We start from the raw sequence: 23,119 nt of genomic DNA, 5'->3' as shown, positions 1-23,119 counted from the left end.
CCTACTTTTGTAATCCAAATTCTTTGTTTTGCGAGGCATTTATAATTTACTTACATATTTAACCAAAGCAGCACTTCCTTTGCCGGCCAGGTTCAATCATAAACTTCAACTTTTTGTAGAAGGAAGAAAACAGGTATTCGATCAACTGGAAAAGATAGATTTTTCTGAAGATTGGGTTTGGTTTCATGCCGCTTCGTTGGGGGAATTTGAGCAAGCTGTTCCTATTATGGAAGCTTTAAAAGACCAATATCCAAATTATAAGATTTTGGTTAGTTTTTATTCGCCTTCTGGCTATGAAAACAAGAAAAAACACCCTTTGGCAGATGCGATCGTGTATCTACCAATAGACACTCCTAAAAATGCGAAACGCTTTGTATCGACAGTAAAACCAAAGCTTGCCTTTTTTATCAAATATGACATTTGGCCTAACTTTTTAAAAGAATTAAAAAAGCACAACATTCGCACATTTCTAATTTCTGGTGCATTTAGAAAAGACCAGATCTATTTTAAGTCCTACGGAAGTTTATTTAGACAGGCACTTCAGGTTTTTGAACATATTTTTCTTCAGAATGAGTCTTCAAAACAGCTTTTAAAAACCATTAATATTGAAAATACCACGGTAAGTGGTGATACTCGTTTCGATCGTGTTGCAAGGCAATTAGAATATGATAATCGGCTTGAATTTGTAGCAAAATTTAAAGAAAATAAAACCTGCATCGTTGCCGGAAGCACCTGGCCAGAAGATGATGCGCTTTTACTGGATTTTATCAATAAATCTTCAGAAGATATAAAATTCATTATCGCTCCGCATGAAATAAAGTCTGAAAAGATCGAAAAACTAAAAGCTCAAATTGCTAAAAAAACGATCTTATTTTCAGAAAAAAACGATGCTGAAATTAACGAATATCAGGTTTTAATTATCGACACTATTGGATTGCTTACCAAAGTTTATAGCTACGCAGACATTGCTTATGTTGGCGGTGCAGCAGGCACTAGCGGACTTCACAACATTTTAGAACCTGCAACTTTTGGTGTTCCTATTGTTATTGGGAAGAACTTCGAGAAATTCCCTGAAGCAAAACAACTTCAGCAACTTGCTGGATTATTTTCGGTTGCTTCCGCAGAAGAATTATCCCAGATAATGACCAAACTGGTAGAAGACAAAAAATTTAGATCTAAAACGGGGATGATTAGCGGTCATTTTATAAACAGTAACACAGGTGCAACTCGCACTGTCATCACCTATTTAGACCAAAAGCATTAATTTTTTGAGTGTATTTTAAGACTTTCTATTAAAATTCATTTAAAAAATATCGATAAAAATTTATTCGTCGTAATTTCGACCTGTTCAACAATATTTAAAAATCATGAAACGATTAATTTTATTAGGTGGATTTATGGCAATAACGGCAACAACTTTGTTCTCTTGCCGTGAAGAACCTCAAAAAACCGTTGTAAAAGAAGTTGAAGTCGAAAAAACCGAAAACGAAGGAGTTTTGGAACGTACCGCTAAAAAGGTAGACAAGAAAGTAAACGAAGAAATCGACGAAGAAATCGATAAAATTGGTGACGATAATTAAGGAGATTTAACAAAAACCCTTAGTTGTACCGAGTTTTAAAACAGTCTTAGTAAAATTTTACAAGAATTTTTAGCAAGCCTGTTCAATTAGATTATACATTTATTCTAAACTAATAAATCAAAGACTATGAAACGATATTTTTTAATACTAGCTTCTTTCTTAACTATTTCTTTCACAATGACTTCGTGTAGAGAAACAGCTGAAGATAATACTGATGATACCGAATTAAACGACGGTATGATTGAAGATCAGGAAGATGAAATGGACGATTACAATGATGACGACAATGGGGTAATCAATGATGTTAAAGAAGCTGGTCAGGATGTTGGAGATGCTGTTGAAAATGCTGCTAATGAAACTGGCGATGCTGTAAATACTGCGGTAGATGAAGCTGGAAATGCTGTTAACACCGCTGCAGATGAAACTGAAAATGCTGCTGATGAAGTTGAAGACGAAATTGACGGATCAGACGATTACTAAGAATTTTAAAAACCAACCAAAACTTAATATTATGAAAAGAGCCTTAATTATTTTTGCCGCACTTGTAACAACTATCGTACTTACTTCTTGCCGAGAGGAAAAATCTGGTGTAGAAAAAGCTGCAGATAGCGTAGAAGAAGCTGCAGACGATGCAGGTGATGCCGTAGAAGATGCGGTAGATTAAGATACGAAGACTAACAATCAACTTACTAACCAAAGAAAAAGCCCTTTCAAAATTGAAAGGGCTTTTTTTATACTGGTAAGCATATCAGATTATTGATACACTTTTATATAATCGATATAAAATTTAGTAGGAAAAATACTGTCGTCTACGTCGGGCCCGCCAAAGTTTCCACCAATTGCCATATTCAGTAAAAAATAGAATTTATGTCTAAAAGGATAATGCTCGTCGTCCTTCACTTCTGGTGAAAAAGTATATACTTTTTTTCCGTCGATAAAATAAACAATTTCATCTTTAGACCATTCTACTTTATATACATGAAAATCGTCTTCTACATTATCGATTTTCGTCACTTTAGTGCTTGCATGATCGCCGTGTGTTGCAGGTGTGTGTAATGTGGTATGTAGTGTATCTTTCATTCGGCCTACATATTCCATAATATCTATTTCTCCGGAAGCAGGCCAGCCCACTTCGCCAATATTATCACCCAGCATCCAGATCGCCGGCCAAATTCCGTGTCCACCAGGAACTTTAGCTCGGGTTTCAATAGTTCCGTATTGAAATTCGAACTTTTCCTTGGTATTTATTCGAGAACTGAAATAATCGTCACCTTCTTTTTCAGCAGTAATTATCGCCATCCCGTCTTTAATTTCAAGATTTTCCGGACGATAAACCTGGCGTTCGTTATTTCCCCAACCACAAATATCAGGGCAGCCATCACCATTCTCATAGCTCCAATAATCCATATTTAAGCTATCTCCATCAAAATTTTCTTCCCAGATCAATTCTTTTTCCTGAGCATCGCAACTTTGCAAACTCAGAAAAACCAGTCCTAAAATCGCTAATCTTGTCTTCATATTATTTAAATTCAAAATTAGCTTTTTTAAGATCTACAGAATTTCCACCAATCATCACTTCAAAATCCCCGGCTTCAGCTTCCCATTTTTTATTAGCCGTAAAATAGGTGATCATTTCTTTATCGATAGTAAACTTCACGGTTTTGCTTTCACCTGGTTCTAAAGAAACTTTTTTAAAAGCTTTTAATTCAAGATTTGGTCTTGTAATGCTTCCTACCAGATCATGCACATACAACTGAACAGTTTCTTCACCGGCCATTTCCCCTGTATTTTTTAATGAAATTGTAGCTTCTATTTCTCCATTTTCAGAAAATGAATTAGCGCTCAATTTGATGTCTCCGTATTCAAAAGTTGTATAACTAAGTCCGAACCCAAAAGGAAATAAAGCTTCTCTTGGCGAATCGGTGTAATGCGAATAAGTTACCTGGGCGCCACCATCTGGTCTACCGGTGCTTTTTTGGTTATAATACAAAGGTTCCATTCCTGAATTCTGCGGAAAAGAAACCGGTAATTTCCCTGAAGGATTGTATTTACCGAATAAAACTTCGCCTACCGCATTACCATGTTGTGAACCTAAAAACCAAGATTCTACAATAGCAGGAATATTTTTAGCACTCCAATTAAGATCCATCGGGCGACCATTCATTAAAACCATCACTACATTTTTATTCGCTTTTTGAATGGTTTTAATAAGATCGTCCTGAACTCCGGCAAATCCAATATTTGCCTGGCTACGCCCTTCTCCTGTTTGAAAAGCATCTTCACCAACAACCAAAACCACCAAATCTGATGCTTTTGCTAATTTTTCAGCTTCAGCAAAACCACTTTTATCATCTTCGTTAAAGGTCATAGGATTTAAGAACGAACGATCTCCGGTAGAAAGCTTAGCACCTTCAGCATAAGACACTTTTACTCCTTTTGGCGCATGATTTTTTATTCCTTCTAGAACAGAAACAGCCGAATTTTCCACAGCGTGTGCCCTCCAGTTACCAAGCGGCGAATCTTTATCGTTTGCCAATGGCCCAATAACAGCGATGTTTTTTATCGAATTTGAAATTGGTAAAATATCGTTCTCATTTTTTAAAAGAATGATCGATTTTTTCCCGGCTTCTAAAGCGACTTGTTGATTAGCTTCAGAATATAATTCAGATTTCTCGAAGGCTTCATCACAATATTTATAAGGATCATCAAAAAGCCCCAATCTAAACTTTACTCGAAGAATTCGTTTTACTGCATCGTCAATCAACTTTTCATCAACTTTACCCTCCTCGATCAATTCTTTCAAAGAAGACTCGTATGCGCCACCTTCCATATCCATGTCGCTACCGGCTTTTACCACTAATTTTGCGGCAGCTTTTTTATCCTTTGCAACGCCATGCGGAATAAGCTCGGTTATAGAGCCCCAATCTGAAACTACAAATCCGTCCCAGTCCCAATCACCTTTCAGTAAATCTCTTTGTAAATAAGTACTTGCGGTTGCCGGCACTCCGTCTATTTCGTTAAATGAGTTCATGAAAGTAGCTACACCTGCATCTGCAGCTGCTTTAAACGGTGGCAAGATCGTGTTATTTAACTCGTAAATTCCAACGTTTACAGTATTATAATCTCTACCAGCTTCAGCAAAACCATAACCTGCAAAGTGCTTAGCACAGGCTGCGATAGTTTTAGCATCTGAGAGATCTTCTCCCTGAAATCCTTTAATTCTCGCCACAGCAATTTTCGAATTAAGAAAAGGATCTTCACCCGCACCTTCCATAATTCTACCCCAACGGGCATCGCGAGAAATATCCATCATTGGCGCAAACGTCCAGTGAACTCCGGCAGCTGCAGTTTCTCTACCCGCCACTCTTGCCGTTTTTTCCATCAATTCTAGATCCCAACTCGCACTTTCTCCAAGCGGCACAGGAAACATAGTTTGGTACCCATGGATTACATCGTAACCAAAAATCAACGGAATTTTAAGTCGGCTATTTTCCATAACGATCTTTTGTGCTTCACGAGTGTGTTCTACAGAAGTTACATTAAGCATAGAACCTACAAGACCATTTTTAAGATTCTCGAGTTTCTTTTCGTTATCTGTTCCGGTAGCGGGACCAGTTACATCCCAGCTTCCGTTATATTGTACCATCTGCCCGATCTTTTCTTCGAGCGTCATTAAAGCCAAAACCGAATCTACTTTTTGTTCTATATCGGCTGGATCTGTAGATTTTACCACAGGCTTTTTATAGGTGGAGAATGCCAGTAAACCTAGTGACAGAAATACTCCTATTATTGCTAGTCTTTTTTTCATATCCAAAAATTAAATAAGGGTTACGAGGAAGAACAGCTTAACCTCCAGGCAACCCCTATTTCATTAAAAATCTAACCTGAAATTATGTATTTTCTTTATTGAAAAACTTTTACATAATCTACTTCCATAGTATCCTGAGTAAAGTCAGGATCTATTGCTCCTCCTAAATTACCACCCATCGCCACATTCAGAATTAAGAAAAATGGCTGATTGAATGGTGTGCTTGTATTGTTTTCATACTCATGAAACACTACGTTATCTACAGCAAAAAGAATATGATCTGCAGTCCACTCTAGAGTATAGATATGGAATTCAGATTCCACATTTTCAACTTCAGTTCCTTTAGAAATTCCTTCGCCACCAGAGTTTCCTGGCATATGAAGTGTTCCTAGAACCTCACCAAGATCGTTACCTACATGTTCCATAATATCGATCTCACCACTATTTGGCCAACCAACTTCAGCAAAATTAGATCCTAGCATCCAGATCGCAGGCCAGGTTCCGGCAGCAGAAGGAAGCTTAGCTCGCACCTCTACTCTACCATATTCAAACTCCTGTTTATCCATCGTTGTTATTCTTGCTGAAGAATAATCGAATCCATTTGTATTTTCGGCAATCGCATTGATCTTTAAAGTACCGTCGCTTACTACTGCATTATCTGCTGTGTAATACTGGCTTTCGTTATTTCCCCAACCATTATCACCATTACCGGTTTCGATATTCCAGCTATCGGCATCTAAAGAAGCACCCTCAAATTCTTCTTCCCAAACAAGGTTTTCGAATTCAGTTTCTAACTCACTTCCTTCAGCAGATTGGTTTCCTCCGCCAGCACCACCTTCAGGATCTGTAGTGAATTTTATGTACCACGCTAACGCAGGATTAGAACCAGGAATTCCGCGTACATGTAAATAATCATCTGTGATCTCTAAGATCTCGTAAGTACTTGTACCTATGTAATAAGACATAAAGCCACCATCTGAGATCATCATTTGCGTACCGGTAGAAACACCTTCTCCTAAGCCCGATTGCGCTGAAGCCAGATTTACGAATTTATTGCCAGAAGTATCAAATGGAAGACATTGATCTTCTGAACCTCCGCCACCACCAACGCTTAAGAAATCTACGTTAAAGAATGTAGCATCGTTGTTATTATGATCGAATACGATATTATTATTAGCATCTAAACTAAAAGTGATCATATCGTCATAGAAACAAGGATTTCCTGTTTTCTCGAACGGTGCAGCAGCATAATAATCTGGTGTTACCGTTTCCACCGGCCCAACTCCTAAATGAGCTGGTAGTGCAGCTGCTACATACCATGTTTTAGTATCGTCCCCTGTTAATAAAGATTTGGTTTCTGGATCATCAAATTCGCTAAACACAGTTACTGTAGTTGTCATTGAAGATGCCGTACCACCTGTACCTGTAGCAATCACGGTCACCACGTACTCATTTACCCCTGTTGAAGTAAACGAATGCATTACATTACCATCTGAAACATTAGTTGAAGTATTATCTCCAAAAGCGAATTTGTAGTTTATCGCATTCTCTGCTGAAGCCACAAACTGCACCTGCCCACTACCGTCTCCATAAGGATTATCAGCATCTGCATTAACAATAGTTGCTTCTAAAGAAAGATTTGAGGGCGCCACGACTTCTCCAAAGTCGTGATCATCATCCTGGCAGCTTTGTAAAAAGCTACCAAGAATGATCAAAAGGCCTAGTATATATTTAAAATTCTTCATTTTACGTCTAATTTTTAATTATGGAAATACACATTATCGATATAAACCGTATGCTGTCCCGTAGGATTTCCAGAGAATATGATCTGAGCGATATGTCCCTTAGTTACAAGATTGGTAAAATCACTTAAAGCAATATCCATGCTTACCCATTCGCCTTGCGCCGGAGCTGAAAATGCCAGTTCGTGTTCTACATCATCGCCGCCACCATAAGCCGCATCTGATCCAAAATCTACCAGTTTTACTCGGAATTCAGTAAAGTCTGAAGACCATACATCTACGTGAAAATGCGTCATTGCAGAAGCATCGATCATTGGTGAAGTTGCTTCTATACCCACATAATCTAAAGCGGAATATTTTTTAACAGCATTGGCTTCTATACTTACTTCTTCATATTCGGCTACAGACCAATCTGTTCTCCAGGTATTCACATTTACATTTGAGTATGCATTACTGAATAAAGAGATTACATTTGCTGCGTCCAATGAAGGAGCCGGTGCTGCAGCCTGCGGTCCAGAAATTGCTCCATTGGTTTGCATAAGATCGTCGATATAGAATGTACCGCTTGTTTCACCAGGACCGTCAACAAACATAGTTATTGTACCGTATTGGCCAGTTGGAACAAATGCTTCGCCGACTCCCTGGCTACCATCGATGTAACTCTTCGTTGCTGTATTAAAATCGAAAGTAAGTTCTTCCCATCCTGTACCACCGTGAGTTACGACTACTTCGTTTTGACGTTCACCGTTAACTCCGCCTTCTAATTTTAGAAGAATAGGAACAGAAACTTCAGAATAAAATTTAAGTGTAATTAGTTTATTATCTCCACTGAAATCCAGAGCCTCACCTAAATTGAAAGATCCTCCCTCGTAAGCATTACCGGAATTAGTGATCGCTCCAACATTAGTTTCTACATTGTGAATTCCTGACAATTGAGGATTACTAACTACTTCGAAACTTGCGCCATTAAAGGTTACAAATTGATAATCTACTGTTGCATCATCAAAAGTTACAGGGAATGTTACTGCGCCGCTAGCGCCATCGATAACAACTTCTTCTGTATACTCTGTAGTAGCAGCTCCTCCACTTAAGGCGACTACTCTTACTGTATAAGTCCCTACATCACTATATTCGTAAGATGCAGTTTCTCCCTGCATCAATAACACAGGAGTTTCTTCTGCTATCTCACCAAAATACACCTCGTAACCCGAAGCATTAGCTGCAGTTGCACTCACTGTAATCTCGTAAGGATTTGTTTGAGTTGTTGTGATCGTTACTTCCAGGTTTTCTGGAGCTAAGAACGAAACATTTAAGGATTGAGAAGCTTCAGCAACCTCTCCATTAAGGTTCATCGCGTAGATAGTTACATCGTATTGCCCTTCAGCATACGTATGATCTACCTGAGTTCCCGGAGCAAATGAATCTGAAACTTCGCTACCATCTCCGAAATCTACACTAAACATATTTGCTCCAGTAGCCGAAGGCAATATGCTTACTTCACCAGAATTATCCTGCTTTACAGTAAACTGAGCAGAGATATCTGATGGCATTGCAATTTCTACGCTTTCCAGACTATCATCATCTGAACATGATAATAATAGAAGAAAAGAAAAGCATGCTATAATTGATTTTATATAATTCTTCATAATCTATATTTTAATAACCAGTGTTTTGATCCCAGTTACCCTGAGCGAATTGTATTTCTTCTAACGGAATAGGAAAAACCTCGTTCTTATTTGCTGTAAAACCATCGATAAACTGCTCGGCTCTACCTGTTCTTACCAGGTCAAAGAATCGATGTCCCTCTCCAATCATTTCAGATCTTCTATCCTGATAAATTTGCTCGGTAAGAGCAGAACCAGTAAGATCTACTGCATCTAAACCTGCACGATCTCTTACCATATTTAAGTATGTTCTAGCCTGAGCATCATCTATACCGCCGCGATTTAAAGCTTCAGCAGCCATTAATAAAACATCTGCATATCTTATCGCTCTATAATTATTAGGTTGCGTTAAATTGGCATCCCCAAGATTATCGTTTTGTCGTGGTAAATATTTACGGTTGAAATAGCCGGTATGACCAGTTACCTCATCCTGGTTTCCTATATTATAAGAAGCACCAGTTTCTGAAGCCCATGCTTCAATATCTAAAACACTAACATTCTGTCTTAGATCACCATCCTGAAAAGAATTATAAGCTTCTTCTGTAGGAAGGTTGAAACCGTAACCGGATTCGAAAACAGGACCAGAATATCCACGAATTCCGCTAAATCCAACCATTACGTTTCCTTCGCTACATTGTAAACATTCGAAACCTGCACCTTCTGTACCTGTATACTGAATTTCGAAAACAGATTCGGCACTATTCTCTGCAGAATATTCAAAAAGGTTTTCATAGTTCTCATTGCCCTGAGTACCATAAAGATGATATTGGCCAGAATTGATCACTTTTTGAAGTTCTGTTGCAGCTTCAGAGAATTTATCCTGATATAAATACACTTTACCAAGTAAAGCCTGCGCAGCACCTTTGGTAACTCGACCAACTTCAGGAGCAACTACAGCTAAATTTTCTTCGGCGTATGCCAAATCCTGCTCAATTAGGGCATAAACTTCACTTCTGGAAGCTCTTGGAATAGTTTGCGCTTCGCCCAAAGTAAAACGCCCTTCTGGTTTAATAGGGATTGGCCCAAACCATTTTAATAATTCAAAATTAAAATAAGCTCTTAAAAAGTAAGCCTCGGCTAATAATTGAGATTTACCTTCAAAATCGATATTATCGGCATTTTCTAACACAAAACTTGCACGATAAACACCTGCAAAATTCCAGTCCCAAATGTCATCAAGATTATCGTTTACAGGGGTATGTTGCATACGATCTACCTGCTGCCATCCAATTACATCTGTTGCGCTTTCTCCACCAGCATTAGCATTATCTGATGCTATTTCTCCTAAGATCACATTAACATAAGTACTTTGTAGAATATCGTAAGTTCCTATCAAAGCGTTATAATAATCATCTTCTGTAGTGAAGTAAGAATCTGAGTTAATCCCATAAGGTGGATCTACTTCTACAAAATCATCTCCGCAGGAAGTAATCCCCAGCGAAGCGGCAATTGCTGCCAGAATTATATTTCTTTTGATATTTATCTTCATCATCATTTTTTTAAAATTCAAGATTTACACCTAACATATACGTTCTTGGTAATGGATAGAAACCTAGATCGATCCCTCCACCAATTGGCGCTCCTGTTGAAGCTGTAGGATCGTAACCAGAATATTCAGTAAACGTGTAAACATTATCTACTTTACCGTAAACTCTGAATCTATCGATAGAAACCTTCTGAGTAAATTCAGACGGAATCGTATATCCAAGACTCACGGTTTGAATTCTTGCGAAAGAACCATCTTCGATATAAAAATCTGAGAATACTTTGTTTGCTGTCGCTGCTGTGGATACTCTTGGAACTGTGTTGCTTGTACCAGCACCCGTCCAACGATCTAACACATAGCTCATTTTATTTACGTTAGGCTGATCTCTTTCATAGTTACGCACAATATCATTCCCAAGGTTAGAGAACATATAGGTTGCGAAATCAAAATTCTTAAAGTTGAAGCCAAAATTAAAACCTAAGGTTACCTCTGGAATTGGATTACCTAGGTCTGTACGGTCGTTATTATCTATCACTCCGTCTCCATTTAGATCACGATATCTAATATCTCCAGGCATTGCCTCTGCACCTAAAGCTAATTGTGAAGGATGTGCATCTACTTCAGCCTGGTTTTGGAAGATCCCATCGGTTTGATATCCATAGAAATAACCAATTGGTTTACCTTCTTCCATTCTTGAGATTAAAGGCTGACCAACACCAAAGTTTCCGTCTTCAATAAAATTGGTTCCGTTTACCTGAGTAACTTCATTCTCTAGGGTACTTAGGTTGAATGAAGCATTTAAAGAAAAGTCGTCGTTAAACTTGTTATTATAACTTAAAGCAAATTCCCAACCTGCGTTTCTAACAGAACCTGCATTGATGGTTGGACTACCCGAAGCAGGAGCTCCAACTCCATAAATTCCTGAAACCGGAATATTAGAGATCAATAAATTATCACGATTATTGATAAAGTAATCTACTGTAAATTCGAATTTTCTGTCTAAGAAGTTAGCATCTAAACCAACATCAAATTTCTTCGCCTCTTCCCATTGTAAATTTGGGTTTGCTAATTGTCCTAAGGCACGACCATTTACTAATAATTGCTCTTGGCCAAGCACATAAGTTGCTTCACCATTTAGCAAAGCTAAATATCCAAAATCTGGAATTTGATCGTTTCCTAACACCCCGTAACTACCACGTAGTTTTAAGAAATTAAGGAATCCATCTTCGTTAAAGAAGTTTTCTTCTGATATTACCCAACCCGCAGTTGCAGATGGAAAATAAGCTACACGATTATTTGGTCCAAACTTGGTTGAACTATCACGACGTAACATTGCAGATAACAAATATTTATCTTGAAATGCATACTGAATACGCCCAAAATAAGACAGCCTTCTTAGTTTATAAGAATAAGATGAGTTTGTTTGCTCTTCCCCAGTACCATTTGCACTACTAAGATCTGCAAACTCCCAGCTATTGGCCTGCACTCCGGTTCTTGATCCATAAAGACCTTCACCATTGGTTTCGTAAGCCGTCATACCCAAAAGGAAAGTCACATCATGGTCGTCTCCAAATGTATTTTCGTAAGTATTAAAAAGGTCGAACGTATAATCGTTATCGTTTATCTTCCCTAGAGTAACAGAGCTATTCGCATTAGTATAGATTTTACCTGTACCATAATTAAACTGAGGCGTAAAATCTCTATTCTTGGTATTACTGGTATTAAAACCTAAACGAGCCTGCAGATTTAGATTCGTAGCATAATCTAAACTAGCCTGTACGGTACCACTTAAACGATTGGTAATATACTTATTGTAAGTATTATCTAATTGTGTTAAGGGGTTTACCACCTCGTTTCCAAGATTTATTTGTCCATCTAAATTACTAACGGAAGGATCTATAGTCGGCGCAATATTCGCTGCATTAAAAAGAACAGATCCTAAACTAAAGCTGTTTACCGTACTACTTTCTGTACTATTGTAAAATAATTTTGTCTGAACATTAAGCTTATCGGTAAGATCTGCATTTAAAGTTACCTTAGCCGTACTACGCTCAAATTGTGATTTTTCAGGAGAAATAATACCTTCCTGCTTTAAATTTGAAGCACCAATAGAATAAGTGATCTTCTCTTCCCCACCAACTATAGAAAGGTTATGGCTTGTCACCATCGCTTCCTGGAAAACTTCATCCTGCCAGTCTGTACCAGCACCAAGACCATTTACATTAGGGAATGGTAAAGATTGCCCTGCATTAGCATAGCTTTCGTTTAAGATAAGTGCATATTCTGTAGCATTTAAAACGGGTAATTTTCTGGTAGTTTCCTGGATACCTGTATAACCCTCGTAAGAAACCTTTGCTTTCTGATTTTTCTTACCAGATTTTGTAGTCACTAAGATAACACCATTCGCACCTATGGTACCGTAAATAGCAGCCTGAGCATCTTTTAATACGGTGATATTTTCGATATCCTGAGGGTTTATACTATTTAATCCTCCTTCATATTGAAAACCATCCAGAATAACTAGTGGTTTGTTCTGCCCGTTTGTTGAAATTCCACGAATCCTGATGTTCGATTCTGCTCCTGGAGAACCTCCCGTTGGCGTAACGTTTACTCCTGAAGTTGTACCTTGTAAAGCCTGAGCCGCATTTACAGGTTCCAATTTAGAAATGGTTTCAGCTCCTACATTAGAAACTGCTCCCGTAATATCTCTTTTTCTTTGTTCTCCATATCCAATAACCAATACTTCATCTAGCGCCTGAGAATCGACCGCCAGAATCACATCAATAGATTCCTGATTGGTAATGGTAACTTCCTTACTTGTATATCCAATAAAAGAAAATACAAGCACATCTCCTGTAGAAACATTCTCTATAGAATAATTACCATCAAAATCTGTAATTACTCCATTGGTAGTTCCTTTCACTACGACGTTAACACCGGGTAATGGCATTTGTGTTTCATCTTCTGAAACTGTACCTGAAACCGAAAACGTTTGAGCGTGTATGCCAAATGAAAGCATACAAAATAAAATAAGTAACAGTACTCTATTCATTTGTTGATTGTTTTGTTTGGTACGCAAATTAGTATTTAATGAAAGCTTAAAACGAATTTCTAACCCTTACAAAAAGTATACATTTTAAAATTATAGTGTTAAAATTGAAGAATCATCAATAAACACCTGTATAAATAGTAATTACAATGAATTTATAAATGATTGCTTAAAACACAGACAATGAGAAAAATAGGCTAATGTTGAGGTAATGTTGAGGCAAATTTCACACTTGTAAAGGAATTAGAAGCTTAAGATGTACTCTACCAAACCTTCGCCATGAGCTAAATCCATCTTTTTCCTCAAACGATATCGTTTAATTTCTACACTCCTAACAGAAATATTTAGAAGTGGTGCTATTTCTTTAGAAGATAAATTTAGTCTTAGGTAAGCACAAAGCTTAAGATCGTTAGATGTTAAATTAGGATGCTTTGCTTTTACAGCCTGCAAGAAATCTTTATCTGCATTATCAAAAGCTTCTTTAAAGAACTTCCAGTTGTCTTCTTCATTGATATTAGCATCGATCGTTTTAAGCACTGCTTTAATATCCTCTAATTTCGAAACGGCTGTAAGTTCATCTTTAATTTGATTAAGCACTTCACTTTTTCTGATGATACTCATTGTAGATGCTGCTAACTCCCTGTTTTTTGAAGAAACATCAGCTTCTAATTGTTCATTCTTAAGTTTCATGATTTCCTGCTCGGCTTCCAGTTGTTGCATTTCAGCTTTCTTTTTCTGAACACTAATCATTTTTTCATGTCTCCTGTTGTAATAACGCGTATAGAAATGGTGTGTAACAAACAAGATGATCACAAAAATAATTATGTAAACGAAAACAGCAAGATTCGATAAAAACCAGGGTTTTTCTATCGAAAATGAATAGGTAGCTGTATTAGTTTCTTGTCCATCGTATTTTGCTTTTACCTGGAATTGATAATCGCCATAGGGCAAATTTTCAAAGCTAGCCGTACTTGTTGATTTGAAAGGTGTCCAGGTTTCGGTAAAACCTTCAATTCGATAGCTGTAAGTTATATTTGCAAATTTTTGGTAAACTGGCGCATTAAAATAAAATTTGAAGTAATTTTCAGCATTCTTAAATTCAGGATTAGAGGTATTCTTATCGATTTCTACATAATTTAAACCCTTATTAGCGTTTTCGACCTTATTTATTTCCAGTGCAGGAATCTCTGGATTAGTGAAAGGCGTTTTAAAAATCGCATATCCGTGGTTGCTACCTACTAAATATTGATCCTCGTTGATTTCAGATATATTTTCAAAACCATTCGATATATTTCTAAACTCATAGGATAAAGGAATTGTTTCTATATTCAATCCTTCCTGAAAAGCGTCATTCTGCGTATAATAAATCTCATTTTCTGAAAATGACCACCATTTACCATCCTTAGTTACCTGCGAAATCCCAGAGCTACGCTTAAATTTTTTGGATGTGCGCTGTAATTCATTGTCTAAAACAAACTCATCTGAACTTCGATTATACTTGAAAATGTTACTTGCAGTAGAATAATAAATATCATCATTAAATCGAAATAATTTAATCCCAGATGCATCTTCGTATTTCACAGGATATTTTTTTGTCTCGCTAATACTGAAATTGGATATATCTGGCGTTAATTTAAAAATACCTTTGTGATCGTGACCAACCCAAATCTCACTGTTATTGAAATTTAAAATATTTCTGGAAGAAAGATTAAAACCATCTAAGTAAGCGATATCATTGAAGCTTTGCTCATTTTCGAAATAACTAAGACCATTATAATGCCCTTGTATAAATCCATTTTTGAAAGGGATTACCTGCCAGGTTCCTAAACCATCAAAAATATAATCAAGCTGATCGTTCTTTATGATAAAAGTACCACGATCGTGCCCTATAAAAAGTTGATCATTATATTCGGCTAAACTCCAAACCTGCCCGCTTGTACCGTCGATCAAATTAAAATCACCAGCTTTTACATTTCTTTTATATAATCCCTGATTGGTCCCCAGGTACAACTGCTCGTTATACATGATGCTGCAATACACCGTTCCCAGTTTACCGGTAATATCTGAAAATATAGAAAACTGGCTGTCTTTTTCGATAAGACTAATTCCGTTATCCAAACCACACCATATATGGCCTGCCTTATCTTCGTACAACGACAAGACTGTATTATTAAGAATGTTCGGCTGAACGATTTGCTGAATTTCTCCCCGAAGCAAATTCAGGATAAACAACCCATCACCTATACTTCCTAAAACTAGCTGATCGTCATTAGTATATTCCGCAGAAAAAAAACTAGATGAAATTGGATAATTTGGAATACTGAGTTTTTCCCACTTGTTATCTTCAAACGAAAACAGCCCATCATCTCGTGTAACCGCGACTTTTTTATCCTTCCATTCAAAAATCTGGATAATCGCTTTTACTCCTATTTGTTCAAAGTCTACCTTGCGCTCGATACCAGAATCTTCTATAGCATACAGACCATCCTCTGCAACCTGAAAATAAACGGTATTGTTCGATTTATATAGATTGGAGATAGTTTTACCCAGGTCGATGATGTTGATAGACTTATCCTCGATATGATAACTGAAGATCCTGCTTAAACTTTGAAAAATGATATAATTACCAAATTCTTCGATATGCCAGATCTGCTCGCCATCTCTTATTTCTGAAGGTAATTTATCTAAAAGTGAAGTATAATCAAGGTTTCCATAGGCATTAGGTTTCCAATAACCAAAATCCATGTAAGCACCGGTAAAAATTAGGCTATCCACTACCTTTACTGAACGTACCGGGCTACCATCTTTCATTTTGTAAAGGCCCCACTGCTCGCCATTATACGATAAAAGTCCAGAATTATTGGCGAAATACATCCAATTATTATTCGCCTCGCTAACCATCCAGTTCTGGTTACCGGCATTATACGTTTTAGTATCAAAATTGGTGATTGGCGGTAATTCCTGACTTATTATTAAAGACGGAAGACAAAAAATAAATAACAATAGCCAACGCATAGAAATAGCTTTTGGTAAAAATATCAAATCTGCTAAAACTACAATAAAAGATGGGGATGCCCTACGAAAGCTTTGGTGAATTATTACTTTTAAATTGCTGCAGTTCTCTTTTTAATTCTTCCATAGATTGTTGTAACTGCTGAAACAAACCATTTTCTGAAGGATTATCGAGATTAAAAGTAAGTTTACTATTTACCTGCCATAATTCCTGAATATCGCCAAGCTTTACTTCGATAGGTAAATATTCCTCGTTTAAAGAGATTAGTAAAAGTTTTGAAGGATCTGGCAGTCGCTGAATTTTCTTGATCAAAACCGAATCGTACATCACTACTACATAAACGCGATTATTATTTACCTCGTCCATACTGCCAACACCTTTAGCCATTACCCATTCGCCCGGGCGGTAATTAGGAAGCATACTATCCCCTTCTACCTGGAATCCTCGATAACTCGCATTTCTAAACTCGGGTAGCGGGATTTCGAATGCTGGTAATTGCGTGTACCACTCTACATCCTGAACATTATGTGGATAACCCGCCGCAGCCTTTTGATTAACCATCACAATGTTTTCGTTATCGCCATCACGATCTACAGTAACTACTTTAGGGCTCACATCTCCTTTAGAGATCTTAAGGTATTTTTGCCCGCTGTCACCAAATAACCAAAGTGGATTGATACCAAACTGACGAAGAAGCTCTGCTACCACCTTCCCGGAAAGTTTGGTTCTACCACGCTCTATATCTGCAGTTGAATTTTTAATTCCTAAAATCTCTGCAAATTCAGCCTGTGTAAAATTATTTTCTTCCCTTACTTCTTTAAAATGCTTAATTTCGATCGACGATGCTGCCATGGTTCTTTGTTAGGAATTATTCCATGCAATATGCAAATTAATTGGATTAATTCCAATTATTAAAACTAATTTTATGCTGAAGAAGATATTCGTTATTTGTACATTCTTTTTTTTGAATTTAATAAGTGCTCAACCACCTGGAGGTTTTGTTTATTTATCAGACCTTATTCCAGATATTGAAGTTGAACTTCGATATTTTGGAGACCATAATTTTACCGGAAGACCTGTTCCTGGTTACGAAGAGAGAAAAGTAATTCTTACCACTGAGGCTGCAAAAGCTTTGGCCGAAGTACAGCAAGAACTCGAAAATGATGGTTACTGCCTTAAGATCTTTGATGGCTACAGGCCGCAAACGGCCGTGAATAGTTTTATCGAATGGGCAAAAAATTCCGACGATACTTTAACAAAAGCGGAGTTTTATCCAGAAAAAAAGAAAAGAAACCTCTTCAATTTAGGTTATATCGCTACCAAATCTGGACATTCCAGAGGTAGCACTGTAGATCTTACCATAGTAGATGCCAATACGCTTAAAGAAATAGATATGGGTGGCACTTACGATTATTTCGGTGAGCGTTCACATCACAATTTCACAAACATCACAAAAGAACAAAAAGCTAACAGAAATTATCTAAAATCGATTATGCATAAGCATGGTTTTAGACCGTATAGTGAAGAATGGTGGCACTATACTTTAAGAAATGAACCTTTCCCAAATACCTATTTCGATTTCACAATTAAATAAGCTTTAACAGAATTAACACTTAAATTATTGATTTTTAACCTTATATTTAAAAATGATTATAATAATTTAAAATTATGATCATTTATTTTTGAGGAAAACTAATCAATATATGGAAAAAGTCAAATCTCTGAGACTACAAAATCGACTACAACAATTAAAAAACAGATACGAACTAAGTGATTTGGATTTAGAAATCCTCGAAAAAGTACAGCAATACCAAATAAAAAGTATCTGTTGCACTACAGAAGGTGGTTTTGATAAAAAAACCGGAGCCTTTTATACTGAAGACCGCACGCTCAACTACAAAATAAAAATTGCTTACAAACGAAATGACGCGGCTCCCACCGAATTCGTTTTAATCAAAGCAGAAGAAGCAGAAGAGGAAGATCTATTTCAATTTCCTCAAAAAACAACCCATTTAGAAAAAGCCGTTTAATAATTTATTATTTTAAATAGGGTGTTTTTAGCTTTTAATCAAAAATAAGCTTAATTTTTTAACTTTTATACATTGTATTTTTTTTCTATTTTTCCGCTGACAAATGTTTTTCAGGAAAATGGAAGAAGAAATACTTAGGCAGGAGTTACTAAGCGGTTTTATATTTAAAGACAAAGCTTCAGAAAAAATACTGGACGAATTAACACAAATGGCAGCAGCTATTTGCGATACTCCTATCTCTTTAATTAGCCTAGTAGGTAAAGAAAAGCAATGGTTTCAGTCTAAAATAGGTTTAGACCTCGACGAAACACCGATCGAAAATTCTTTTTGCAGACATGCTATCGAAAAACCGGGAGAGATCTTTATTGTCGAAAATCCTTTAGAAGACATTCGGTTTAAGACAAATCCATTAGTTCAAAGCGATCCTAATATTCGGTTTTATGCAGGTGCACCCTTAACTACTTCAGATGGTATCACTCTTGGCACTTTATGCGTTATCGACAAAAAGCAAAGAGCCTTAAGTAAACTTCAGATCAAAGCGCTTCAGATTCTTGCCAATCAAACAATCGATTATCTAGAGCATAAAAGAGAGCATGTTAATCAAAATGACCTGCTTAAAAAAAGCATCTCCAAATTCAACAAACTCAGTAATCATTCACTGGATGCTCTTTTTCAGTTAGAATTAAACGAAGAGAAAAACATTTATTTTACATATATCAATGAAACCATAAATGATCTTCTACCACAATTAGAAATAGAAGACTTTAAAAATCATCCTTTTAAAGCCTTAGATTTTGTATTTCACGAAGATCGCCTAATGGTAGAAAATACTTTTGTTGATGCTGTAAGGCATAAAAAAGATTGGGACATTACTTATAGGGTATTAAAGACAGATGGCACTTTCGCCTGGCATCAATCCAGGGCTTTCCCCGATAGATCTTCGAGTGAAAAAGTTGTTTGGTACGGTAGTTTTAGAGATGTTACCGATAAAAAAAACTACCTTGAACTTTTAGAGAAGATCATATTCGATATTTCTCATATTATGCGCCGCCCAATAGCAAATATGCTTGGCTTGATACATTTACTCGAAGTTTCTGACGATGGGGATATGCTTAATAATAGAGAAATCATTAAGTATATAAAAATAGTTTCTGAAGAGATTGATGGCGAAATTCAAGGGTTGAATGAAAACTATCAAAAAATTAAAACCAGTTTTAAAAATATCTATTAGAACGATTTTCTATAAAACTGATTCACAAAAAAAGCGCCTACGAAAGTAGGCGCTTTTTTCATATATAAATCTTAAAGAAATAATGTACTGCTTAGTTTTTTACTACTTCGAAATATGGCTCAAAACTGTCTCCTGTAGACCAGCTTAACTTACCGTTGTAATAAATCTTATCCTGAATGATATATCTATCACCTTTTAAGTATTCACTCTGAATTGTATCAACATCTGTTTCATTCCATTGAATTAAAGTTAATGGACGATCATCTGAATCTACATGGTTTTGAAGGATTCTCATTCTATAAGTACCTCCGGTTTGAAAGATCATAAAACTTTTTGGTAGATCGCTAGTTTCATCATATACTTCCTGAGCTTTACCATCCTCTACATAATATAATTTAATGTCTTCTGGATTGATAGCACCCTCTGTTTTGGGATCTAATAAATTCTGACCTTTTTCATTTTGAACGGTGATTTCAACTGCAACATCTAAATTAAATGTATCTGCACCTGGTCTTTCCTGACTACATCCGATTGCTAAAAAAGCTCCTAAGATTCCTAAAAGTAATTTTGATTTCATACGATTCTAATAAGATTTGATATTTCGTTTATTTCGATATGGTAAAATTAGAAAAAAAGAACATTCGAAACACACTAAAAATCGATAAAATGCACTGATTCTATAAAAAACACCTACTTTAACACTATTTTGTAAGTAAGATATTACATATTACGACTCAAAATGCATTTTACCGATTAAAAAAGTAGGAATTTACCTTCTTAAATTACTGTGCTAAAACGTAAATTTAGGATAAAATGCACTTTAAAATCATTTTATCATCGCTCAAAGACAAAAAAAGCATCCACAAGGGATGCTTTTTATCGATAAAAGACACGTTTAAATGTTTACTTCTCTGCAAAAGCCTTTTCGATTCTTGCAATTAGGTCTTTGTAATGATATCTACTTAATCGATCTGAAGTTGAATACTGCATGCGATTTAATTGAGATTGTAATGTCTCCAATTCGCCTCTCATCAAAGCAATAATATCTGTGGTTGCTACATCATCGCCTTCTTCAAGCTTATTTATATAATCGATCGCAATAGCTACGTAAGAACGTTGTAAGTTTCTTCGGTAAGCGTCAACTTTCTTTCCGTTATATAATTCAGCAAAAACACCTTTACGTAAATCTTCTAAAAGTTCGATCACCGCATAATCGTTATCGTGTAATTGCTGATTTTCGATCATTCGCAATAAACGATCTTCACTAAGTAAATAGCTTAATACTCTGGATTGTAAACTTTGTACACGCTCTATTGCTCCGCTAGACTCTATACGATCTAAAATATCCTTGTTTAATAACCAATCTGGCGTTATAAATGCATTTTCATTTAAGAACTTTACAGCACCTTCCTGGATATCATCTGGAACCGGAGTATAAACAGCACCTTCCTGATCTGAAGTTTTACGAGTTTCGTACACACCGCCAACATTAGTTACTACATGATAAAGATATCCTCTCCAAAGCCCAATAAGTTCTCTATAGACTTCTTCCAGTTCGTCATAGCCGTAGCCATCTTTTGTAGTCCACTCGATTAAATTTGGCACTACTTTTTTCATGTTTGCTAAGCCATATTCGCTGGCTTTCACCTGGTCTTTTCCTAAACTTTCACGTTGAGCTTGCGGATCTACACCACCGTAACCGCCACCAAATTCGTAAACAGGATCACCTGCTTTTTCAAGAATCCATTTATCCAGGCTTTCTTTTTCGTCTTCTGAAGTTTTGGCTTCAGGCAAATAACGATAGCCCCAATTAATAGCATAAAGATCGTAAGGCCCCATCATTCTAATATAGCGTACACCTTTATCTTCTGGTTGTGCTACATAATTCACTCGGGCATAATCCATAATCGATGGGGTAAGCCCATATTTTTGAGTAAACTCGGCTGAACGTAAAGAATCTGTAGGATAAGCGGCACTAGCTTTCATATTATGTGGTAATCCTAAAGCATGACCAACTTCGTGAGCGATTACCATTCGCATCATCTCTCCTATTTCTTCTTCTGGAGTTTCTAGAGTTCTTGCATTTGGATTTTGCGCGCCAGCTTCAATCATAAACCTGTTTCGATAAGAGCGCAAATGATTGTGATACCATATAATATCACTTTCGATAATTTCACCTGTTCTTGGATCTACAACAGATGGTCCTACCGCATTTCTTGTAGTACTTGCCACATAACGTACAACAGAATATCGTACATCTTCCGGACTAAAATCTGGATCTTCTTCTTTAGAAGGCGGATCTTTAGCAATGATCGCATTCTTAAAACCTGCTTTTTCAAAAGCCTTGTTCCAATCTTCGATACCCTTTTTAAAGTATGGTCTCCAACGTTCTGGTGTTGCAGGATCCAGGTAATAAACAATTGGTTTTACTGGTTCTACCAGTTCTCCATTTTTATACGCTTCAATATCTTTAGGAACCAGTCTCCATTTATTAATGATTCTATAGTTATCAGATTTTAGAGCATCAGAATTATAATCATACTTTCCGGTAGTAAACCATCCCACTCGATAATCTGCAATTCTAGACATCATTTTATCTTCAGGAAGTAACACCATCGATTGATTCATCAACATAGAAATGGTGCTGGCCTGACCTCTTTCTGGTGGTTGTTCGGCTTCGTAAGTCATCACGTGTCTTACTTCTACGTTCTGCGGAAAAGAATTCACATCTTCGATATACGACCTGCTTTTATCAAGGCGTCTTACTTTATATCTTTTTTTAGCTGAAGCATCCATCCCATTAATAGCGGCAACTTCATCTTCAAACAAACTGGTAACATCGATCACGTAAGCACTACTATCTGCTTTCATGGTTTCGATCTTAGCACTGTACATAATAGGCTCAAAATTATTGGCCTGTACAGATTTGTAGATCGGTGATTCTTCGTCGCTCTGGTTCTCGAAGCTCATCACCTTAATATCTACATTTTTACCACGCTTGCTCCAACGCACTACCTGCTCGTTTACTTTAGAGCCGGCATTTACATATCCGCCACCGTAACCCGATGGAACTTTAGCAATTCTACTCACCCAAAGCATATCTTTATTAAAAAGAGAATCGGGAATTTCGAAATACAATTTATCGTCTACCTTATGGGTAATAAATAATCCTTTATCTGAAATTGCTTCAGCAGTAATTACCTTATTATAAGGCTTGAAATCTCCTTTCTTTTCGGTTGCAGGAGCTTCGGCGACAGGTTTAGAAGTTTTACAGCCAACACTTAATGCGGCTAATACTCCAATCGCTAGTACTTTTTTTATCATGAAGGTTTGAAATTTTTCCACAAGATAAGTAAACTTCAATTTATGCCGAAAAAAACACCAGACTCCGCACTTTGGCTAAGCGATCGCTTATTAAGCTAATTTCTTCAGAATAAAAAACACTTCAAAAATGTATAATATCAACATTAGCTATTCTGAAATTATTTTTCAGCAATCATAAATTTTTAAATCATC

Annotated in this window: 17 protein-coding genes; 7 read left to right on the top strand and 10 right to left on the bottom strand. The window is 36.6% G+C overall.

The window, feature by feature from the left end:
- Window positions 1–28 precede the first annotated feature (28 nt).
- From INR75_RS07940 to INR75_RS07925, 4 genes are all read left to right on the top strand, one after another.
- Window positions 29–1,264: a 3-deoxy-D-manno-octulosonic acid transferase gene (locus tag INR75_RS07940; protein WP_223091457.1), complete on the top strand. Its 1,236-nt coding sequence runs from the start codon at window positions 29–31 to the stop codon at window positions 1,262–1,264.
- 103 nt (window positions 1,265–1,367) lie between these two features.
- Entirely contained in the window at window positions 1,368–1,580 is a 213-nt protein-coding gene (locus INR75_RS07935; RefSeq protein WP_223091456.1) for a hypothetical protein, read from the top strand.
- A 126-nt stretch (window positions 1,581–1,706) separates the two neighbouring features.
- Complete coding sequence (locus tag INR75_RS07930) at window positions 1,707–2,060, top strand: hypothetical protein (protein ID WP_223091455.1); 354 nt, start codon at window positions 1,707–1,709, stop codon at window positions 2,058–2,060.
- A 31-nt stretch (window positions 2,061–2,091) separates the two neighbouring features.
- The gene (locus INR75_RS07925; RefSeq protein ID WP_175486986.1) at window positions 2,092–2,244 is read left to right on the top strand and encodes a hypothetical protein; all 153 of its coding nucleotides are present in this window, start codon (window positions 2,092–2,094) and stop codon (window positions 2,242–2,244) included.
- Between the two features lie 89 nt (window positions 2,245–2,333).
- Here INR75_RS07925 and INR75_RS07920 read toward each other — a convergent pair whose 3' ends face one another.
- From INR75_RS07920 to INR75_RS07885, 8 genes are all read right to left on the bottom strand, one after another.
- Window positions 2,334–3,098 (bottom strand): family 16 glycosylhydrolase, encoded by a 765-nt coding sequence (locus INR75_RS07920; protein WP_223091454.1) that lies wholly within the window; start codon window positions 3,096–3,098, stop codon window positions 2,334–2,336.
- Window position 3,099: 1 nt separating this feature from the next.
- Window positions 3,100–5,388: a beta-glucosidase BglX gene (bglX, locus tag INR75_RS07915; protein WP_223091453.1), complete on the bottom strand. Its 2,289-nt coding sequence runs from the start codon at window positions 5,386–5,388 to the stop codon at window positions 3,100–3,102.
- Window positions 5,389–5,483: 95 nt separating this feature from the next.
- A complete protein-coding gene (locus INR75_RS07910) occupies window positions 5,484–7,133 on the bottom strand; it encodes a family 16 glycosylhydrolase (protein WP_223091452.1) in 1,650 nt (549 codons plus the stop codon).
- Between the two features lie 14 nt (window positions 7,134–7,147).
- On the bottom strand, window positions 7,148–8,776 hold the full coding sequence (locus tag INR75_RS07905; RefSeq protein WP_223091451.1) for a hypothetical protein: 1,629 nt from the start codon (window positions 8,774–8,776) through the stop codon (window positions 7,148–7,150).
- 10 nt (window positions 8,777–8,786) lie between these two features.
- Window positions 8,787–10,283, bottom strand: coding sequence for a RagB/SusD family nutrient uptake outer membrane protein (locus INR75_RS07900; protein WP_223091877.1), 1,497 nt, complete (start codon window positions 10,281–10,283; stop codon window positions 8,787–8,789).
- Between the two features lie 10 nt (window positions 10,284–10,293).
- A complete protein-coding gene (locus tag INR75_RS07895; RefSeq protein ID WP_255584670.1) occupies window positions 10,294–13,332 on the bottom strand; it encodes a TonB-dependent receptor in 3,039 nt (1,012 codons plus the stop codon).
- A gap of 240 nt (window positions 13,333–13,572) precedes the next feature.
- Window positions 13,573–16,344 carry a triple tyrosine motif-containing protein gene (locus INR75_RS07890; protein ID WP_223091450.1) on the bottom strand — a complete coding sequence of 924 codons (2,772 nt, stop codon included), beginning with the start codon at window positions 16,342–16,344 and terminating at the stop codon, window positions 13,573–13,575.
- Window positions 16,345–16,405: 61 nt separating this feature from the next.
- Complete coding sequence (locus INR75_RS07885) at window positions 16,406–17,194, bottom strand: LexA family transcriptional regulator (RefSeq protein ID WP_092540338.1); 789 nt, start codon at window positions 17,192–17,194, stop codon at window positions 16,406–16,408.
- A 73-nt stretch (window positions 17,195–17,267) separates the two neighbouring features.
- Between INR75_RS07885 and INR75_RS07880 the strand changes: the two genes are divergently transcribed.
- The 3 genes from INR75_RS07880 to INR75_RS07870 all read left to right on the top strand — a co-directional run bounded on the left by INR75_RS07880 (window position 17,268) and on the right by INR75_RS07870 (window position 19,603).
- Complete coding sequence (locus INR75_RS07880; protein WP_223091449.1) at window positions 17,268–17,936, top strand: M15 family metallopeptidase; 669 nt, start codon at window positions 17,268–17,270, stop codon at window positions 17,934–17,936.
- Between the two features lie 109 nt (window positions 17,937–18,045).
- The gene (locus INR75_RS07875; RefSeq protein ID WP_223091448.1) at window positions 18,046–18,372 is read left to right on the top strand and encodes a hypothetical protein; all 327 of its coding nucleotides are present in this window, start codon (window positions 18,046–18,048) and stop codon (window positions 18,370–18,372) included.
- 118 nt (window positions 18,373–18,490) lie between these two features.
- Entirely contained in the window at window positions 18,491–19,603 is a 1,113-nt protein-coding gene (locus tag INR75_RS07870) for a GAF domain-containing protein (RefSeq protein ID WP_175486984.1), read from the top strand.
- A gap of 91 nt (window positions 19,604–19,694) precedes the next feature.
- Here the strand turns inward: INR75_RS07870 and INR75_RS07865 are convergent, their stop codons facing one another.
- The gene (locus tag INR75_RS07865; protein WP_092540334.1) at window positions 19,695–20,180 is read right to left on the bottom strand and encodes a hypothetical protein; all 486 of its coding nucleotides are present in this window, start codon (window positions 20,178–20,180) and stop codon (window positions 19,695–19,697) included.
- A gap of 326 nt (window positions 20,181–20,506) precedes the next feature.
- Window positions 20,507–22,927 (bottom strand): zinc-dependent metalloprotease, encoded by a 2,421-nt coding sequence (locus INR75_RS07860; RefSeq protein WP_223091447.1) that lies wholly within the window; start codon window positions 22,925–22,927, stop codon window positions 20,507–20,509.
- Window positions 22,928–23,119: the final 192 nt, after the last annotated feature.

Source organism: Zunongwangia sp. SCSIO 43204 (assembly GCF_019904275.1).
In the GTDB taxonomy this organism is placed as follows: domain Bacteria; phylum Bacteroidota; class Bacteroidia; order Flavobacteriales; family Flavobacteriaceae; genus Zunongwangia; species Zunongwangia mangrovi.
This window is presented reverse-complemented; position numbering and strand designations above follow the sequence as displayed.

Coding starts and splice junctions, on each gene's coding strand:
- INR75_RS07935 (WP_223091456.1), top strand. CDS start 1,368: ATGAAACGATTAATTTTATTAGGTGGATTTATGGCAATAACGGCAACA.
- INR75_RS07930 (WP_223091455.1), top strand. CDS start 1,707: ATGAAACGATATTTTTTAATACTAGCTTCTTTCTTAACTATTTCTTTC.
- INR75_RS07925 (WP_175486986.1), top strand. CDS start 2,092: ATGAAAAGAGCCTTAATTATTTTTGCCGCACTTGTAACAACTATCGTA.
- INR75_RS07920 (WP_223091454.1), bottom strand. CDS start 3,098: ATGAAGACAAGATTAGCGATTTTAGGACTGGTTTTTCTGAGTTTGCAA.
- bglX (WP_223091453.1), bottom strand. CDS start 5,388: ATGAAAAAAAGACTAGCAATAATAGGAGTATTTCTGTCACTAGGTTTA.
- INR75_RS07910 (WP_223091452.1), bottom strand. CDS start 7,133: ATGAAGAATTTTAAATATATACTAGGCCTTTTGATCATTCTTGGTAGC.
- INR75_RS07905 (WP_223091451.1), bottom strand. CDS start 8,776: ATGAAGAATTATATAAAATCAATTATAGCATGCTTTTCTTTTCTTCTA.
- INR75_RS07900 (WP_223091877.1), bottom strand. CDS start 10,283: ATGAAGATAAATATCAAAAGAAATATAATTCTGGCAGCAATTGCCGCT.
- INR75_RS07895 (WP_255584670.1), bottom strand. CDS start 13,332: ATGAATAGAGTACTGTTACTTATTTTATTTTGTATGCTTTCATTTGGC.
- INR75_RS07890 (WP_223091450.1), bottom strand. CDS start 16,344: ATGCGTTGGCTATTGTTATTTATTTTTTGTCTTCCGTCTTTAATAATA.
- INR75_RS07885 (WP_092540338.1), bottom strand. CDS start 17,194: ATGGCAGCATCGTCGATCGAAATTAAGCATTTTAAAGAAGTAAGGGAA.
- INR75_RS07880 (WP_223091449.1), top strand. CDS start 17,268: ATGCTGAAGAAGATATTCGTTATTTGTACATTCTTTTTTTTGAATTTA.
- INR75_RS07875 (WP_223091448.1), top strand. CDS start 18,046: ATGGAAAAAGTCAAATCTCTGAGACTACAAAATCGACTACAACAATTA.
- INR75_RS07870 (WP_175486984.1), top strand. CDS start 18,491: ATGGAAGAAGAAATACTTAGGCAGGAGTTACTAAGCGGTTTTATATTT.
- INR75_RS07865 (WP_092540334.1), bottom strand. CDS start 20,180: ATGAAATCAAAATTACTTTTAGGAATCTTAGGAGCTTTTTTAGCAATC.
- INR75_RS07860 (WP_223091447.1), bottom strand. CDS start 22,927: ATGATAAAAAAAGTACTAGCGATTGGAGTATTAGCCGCATTAAGTGTT.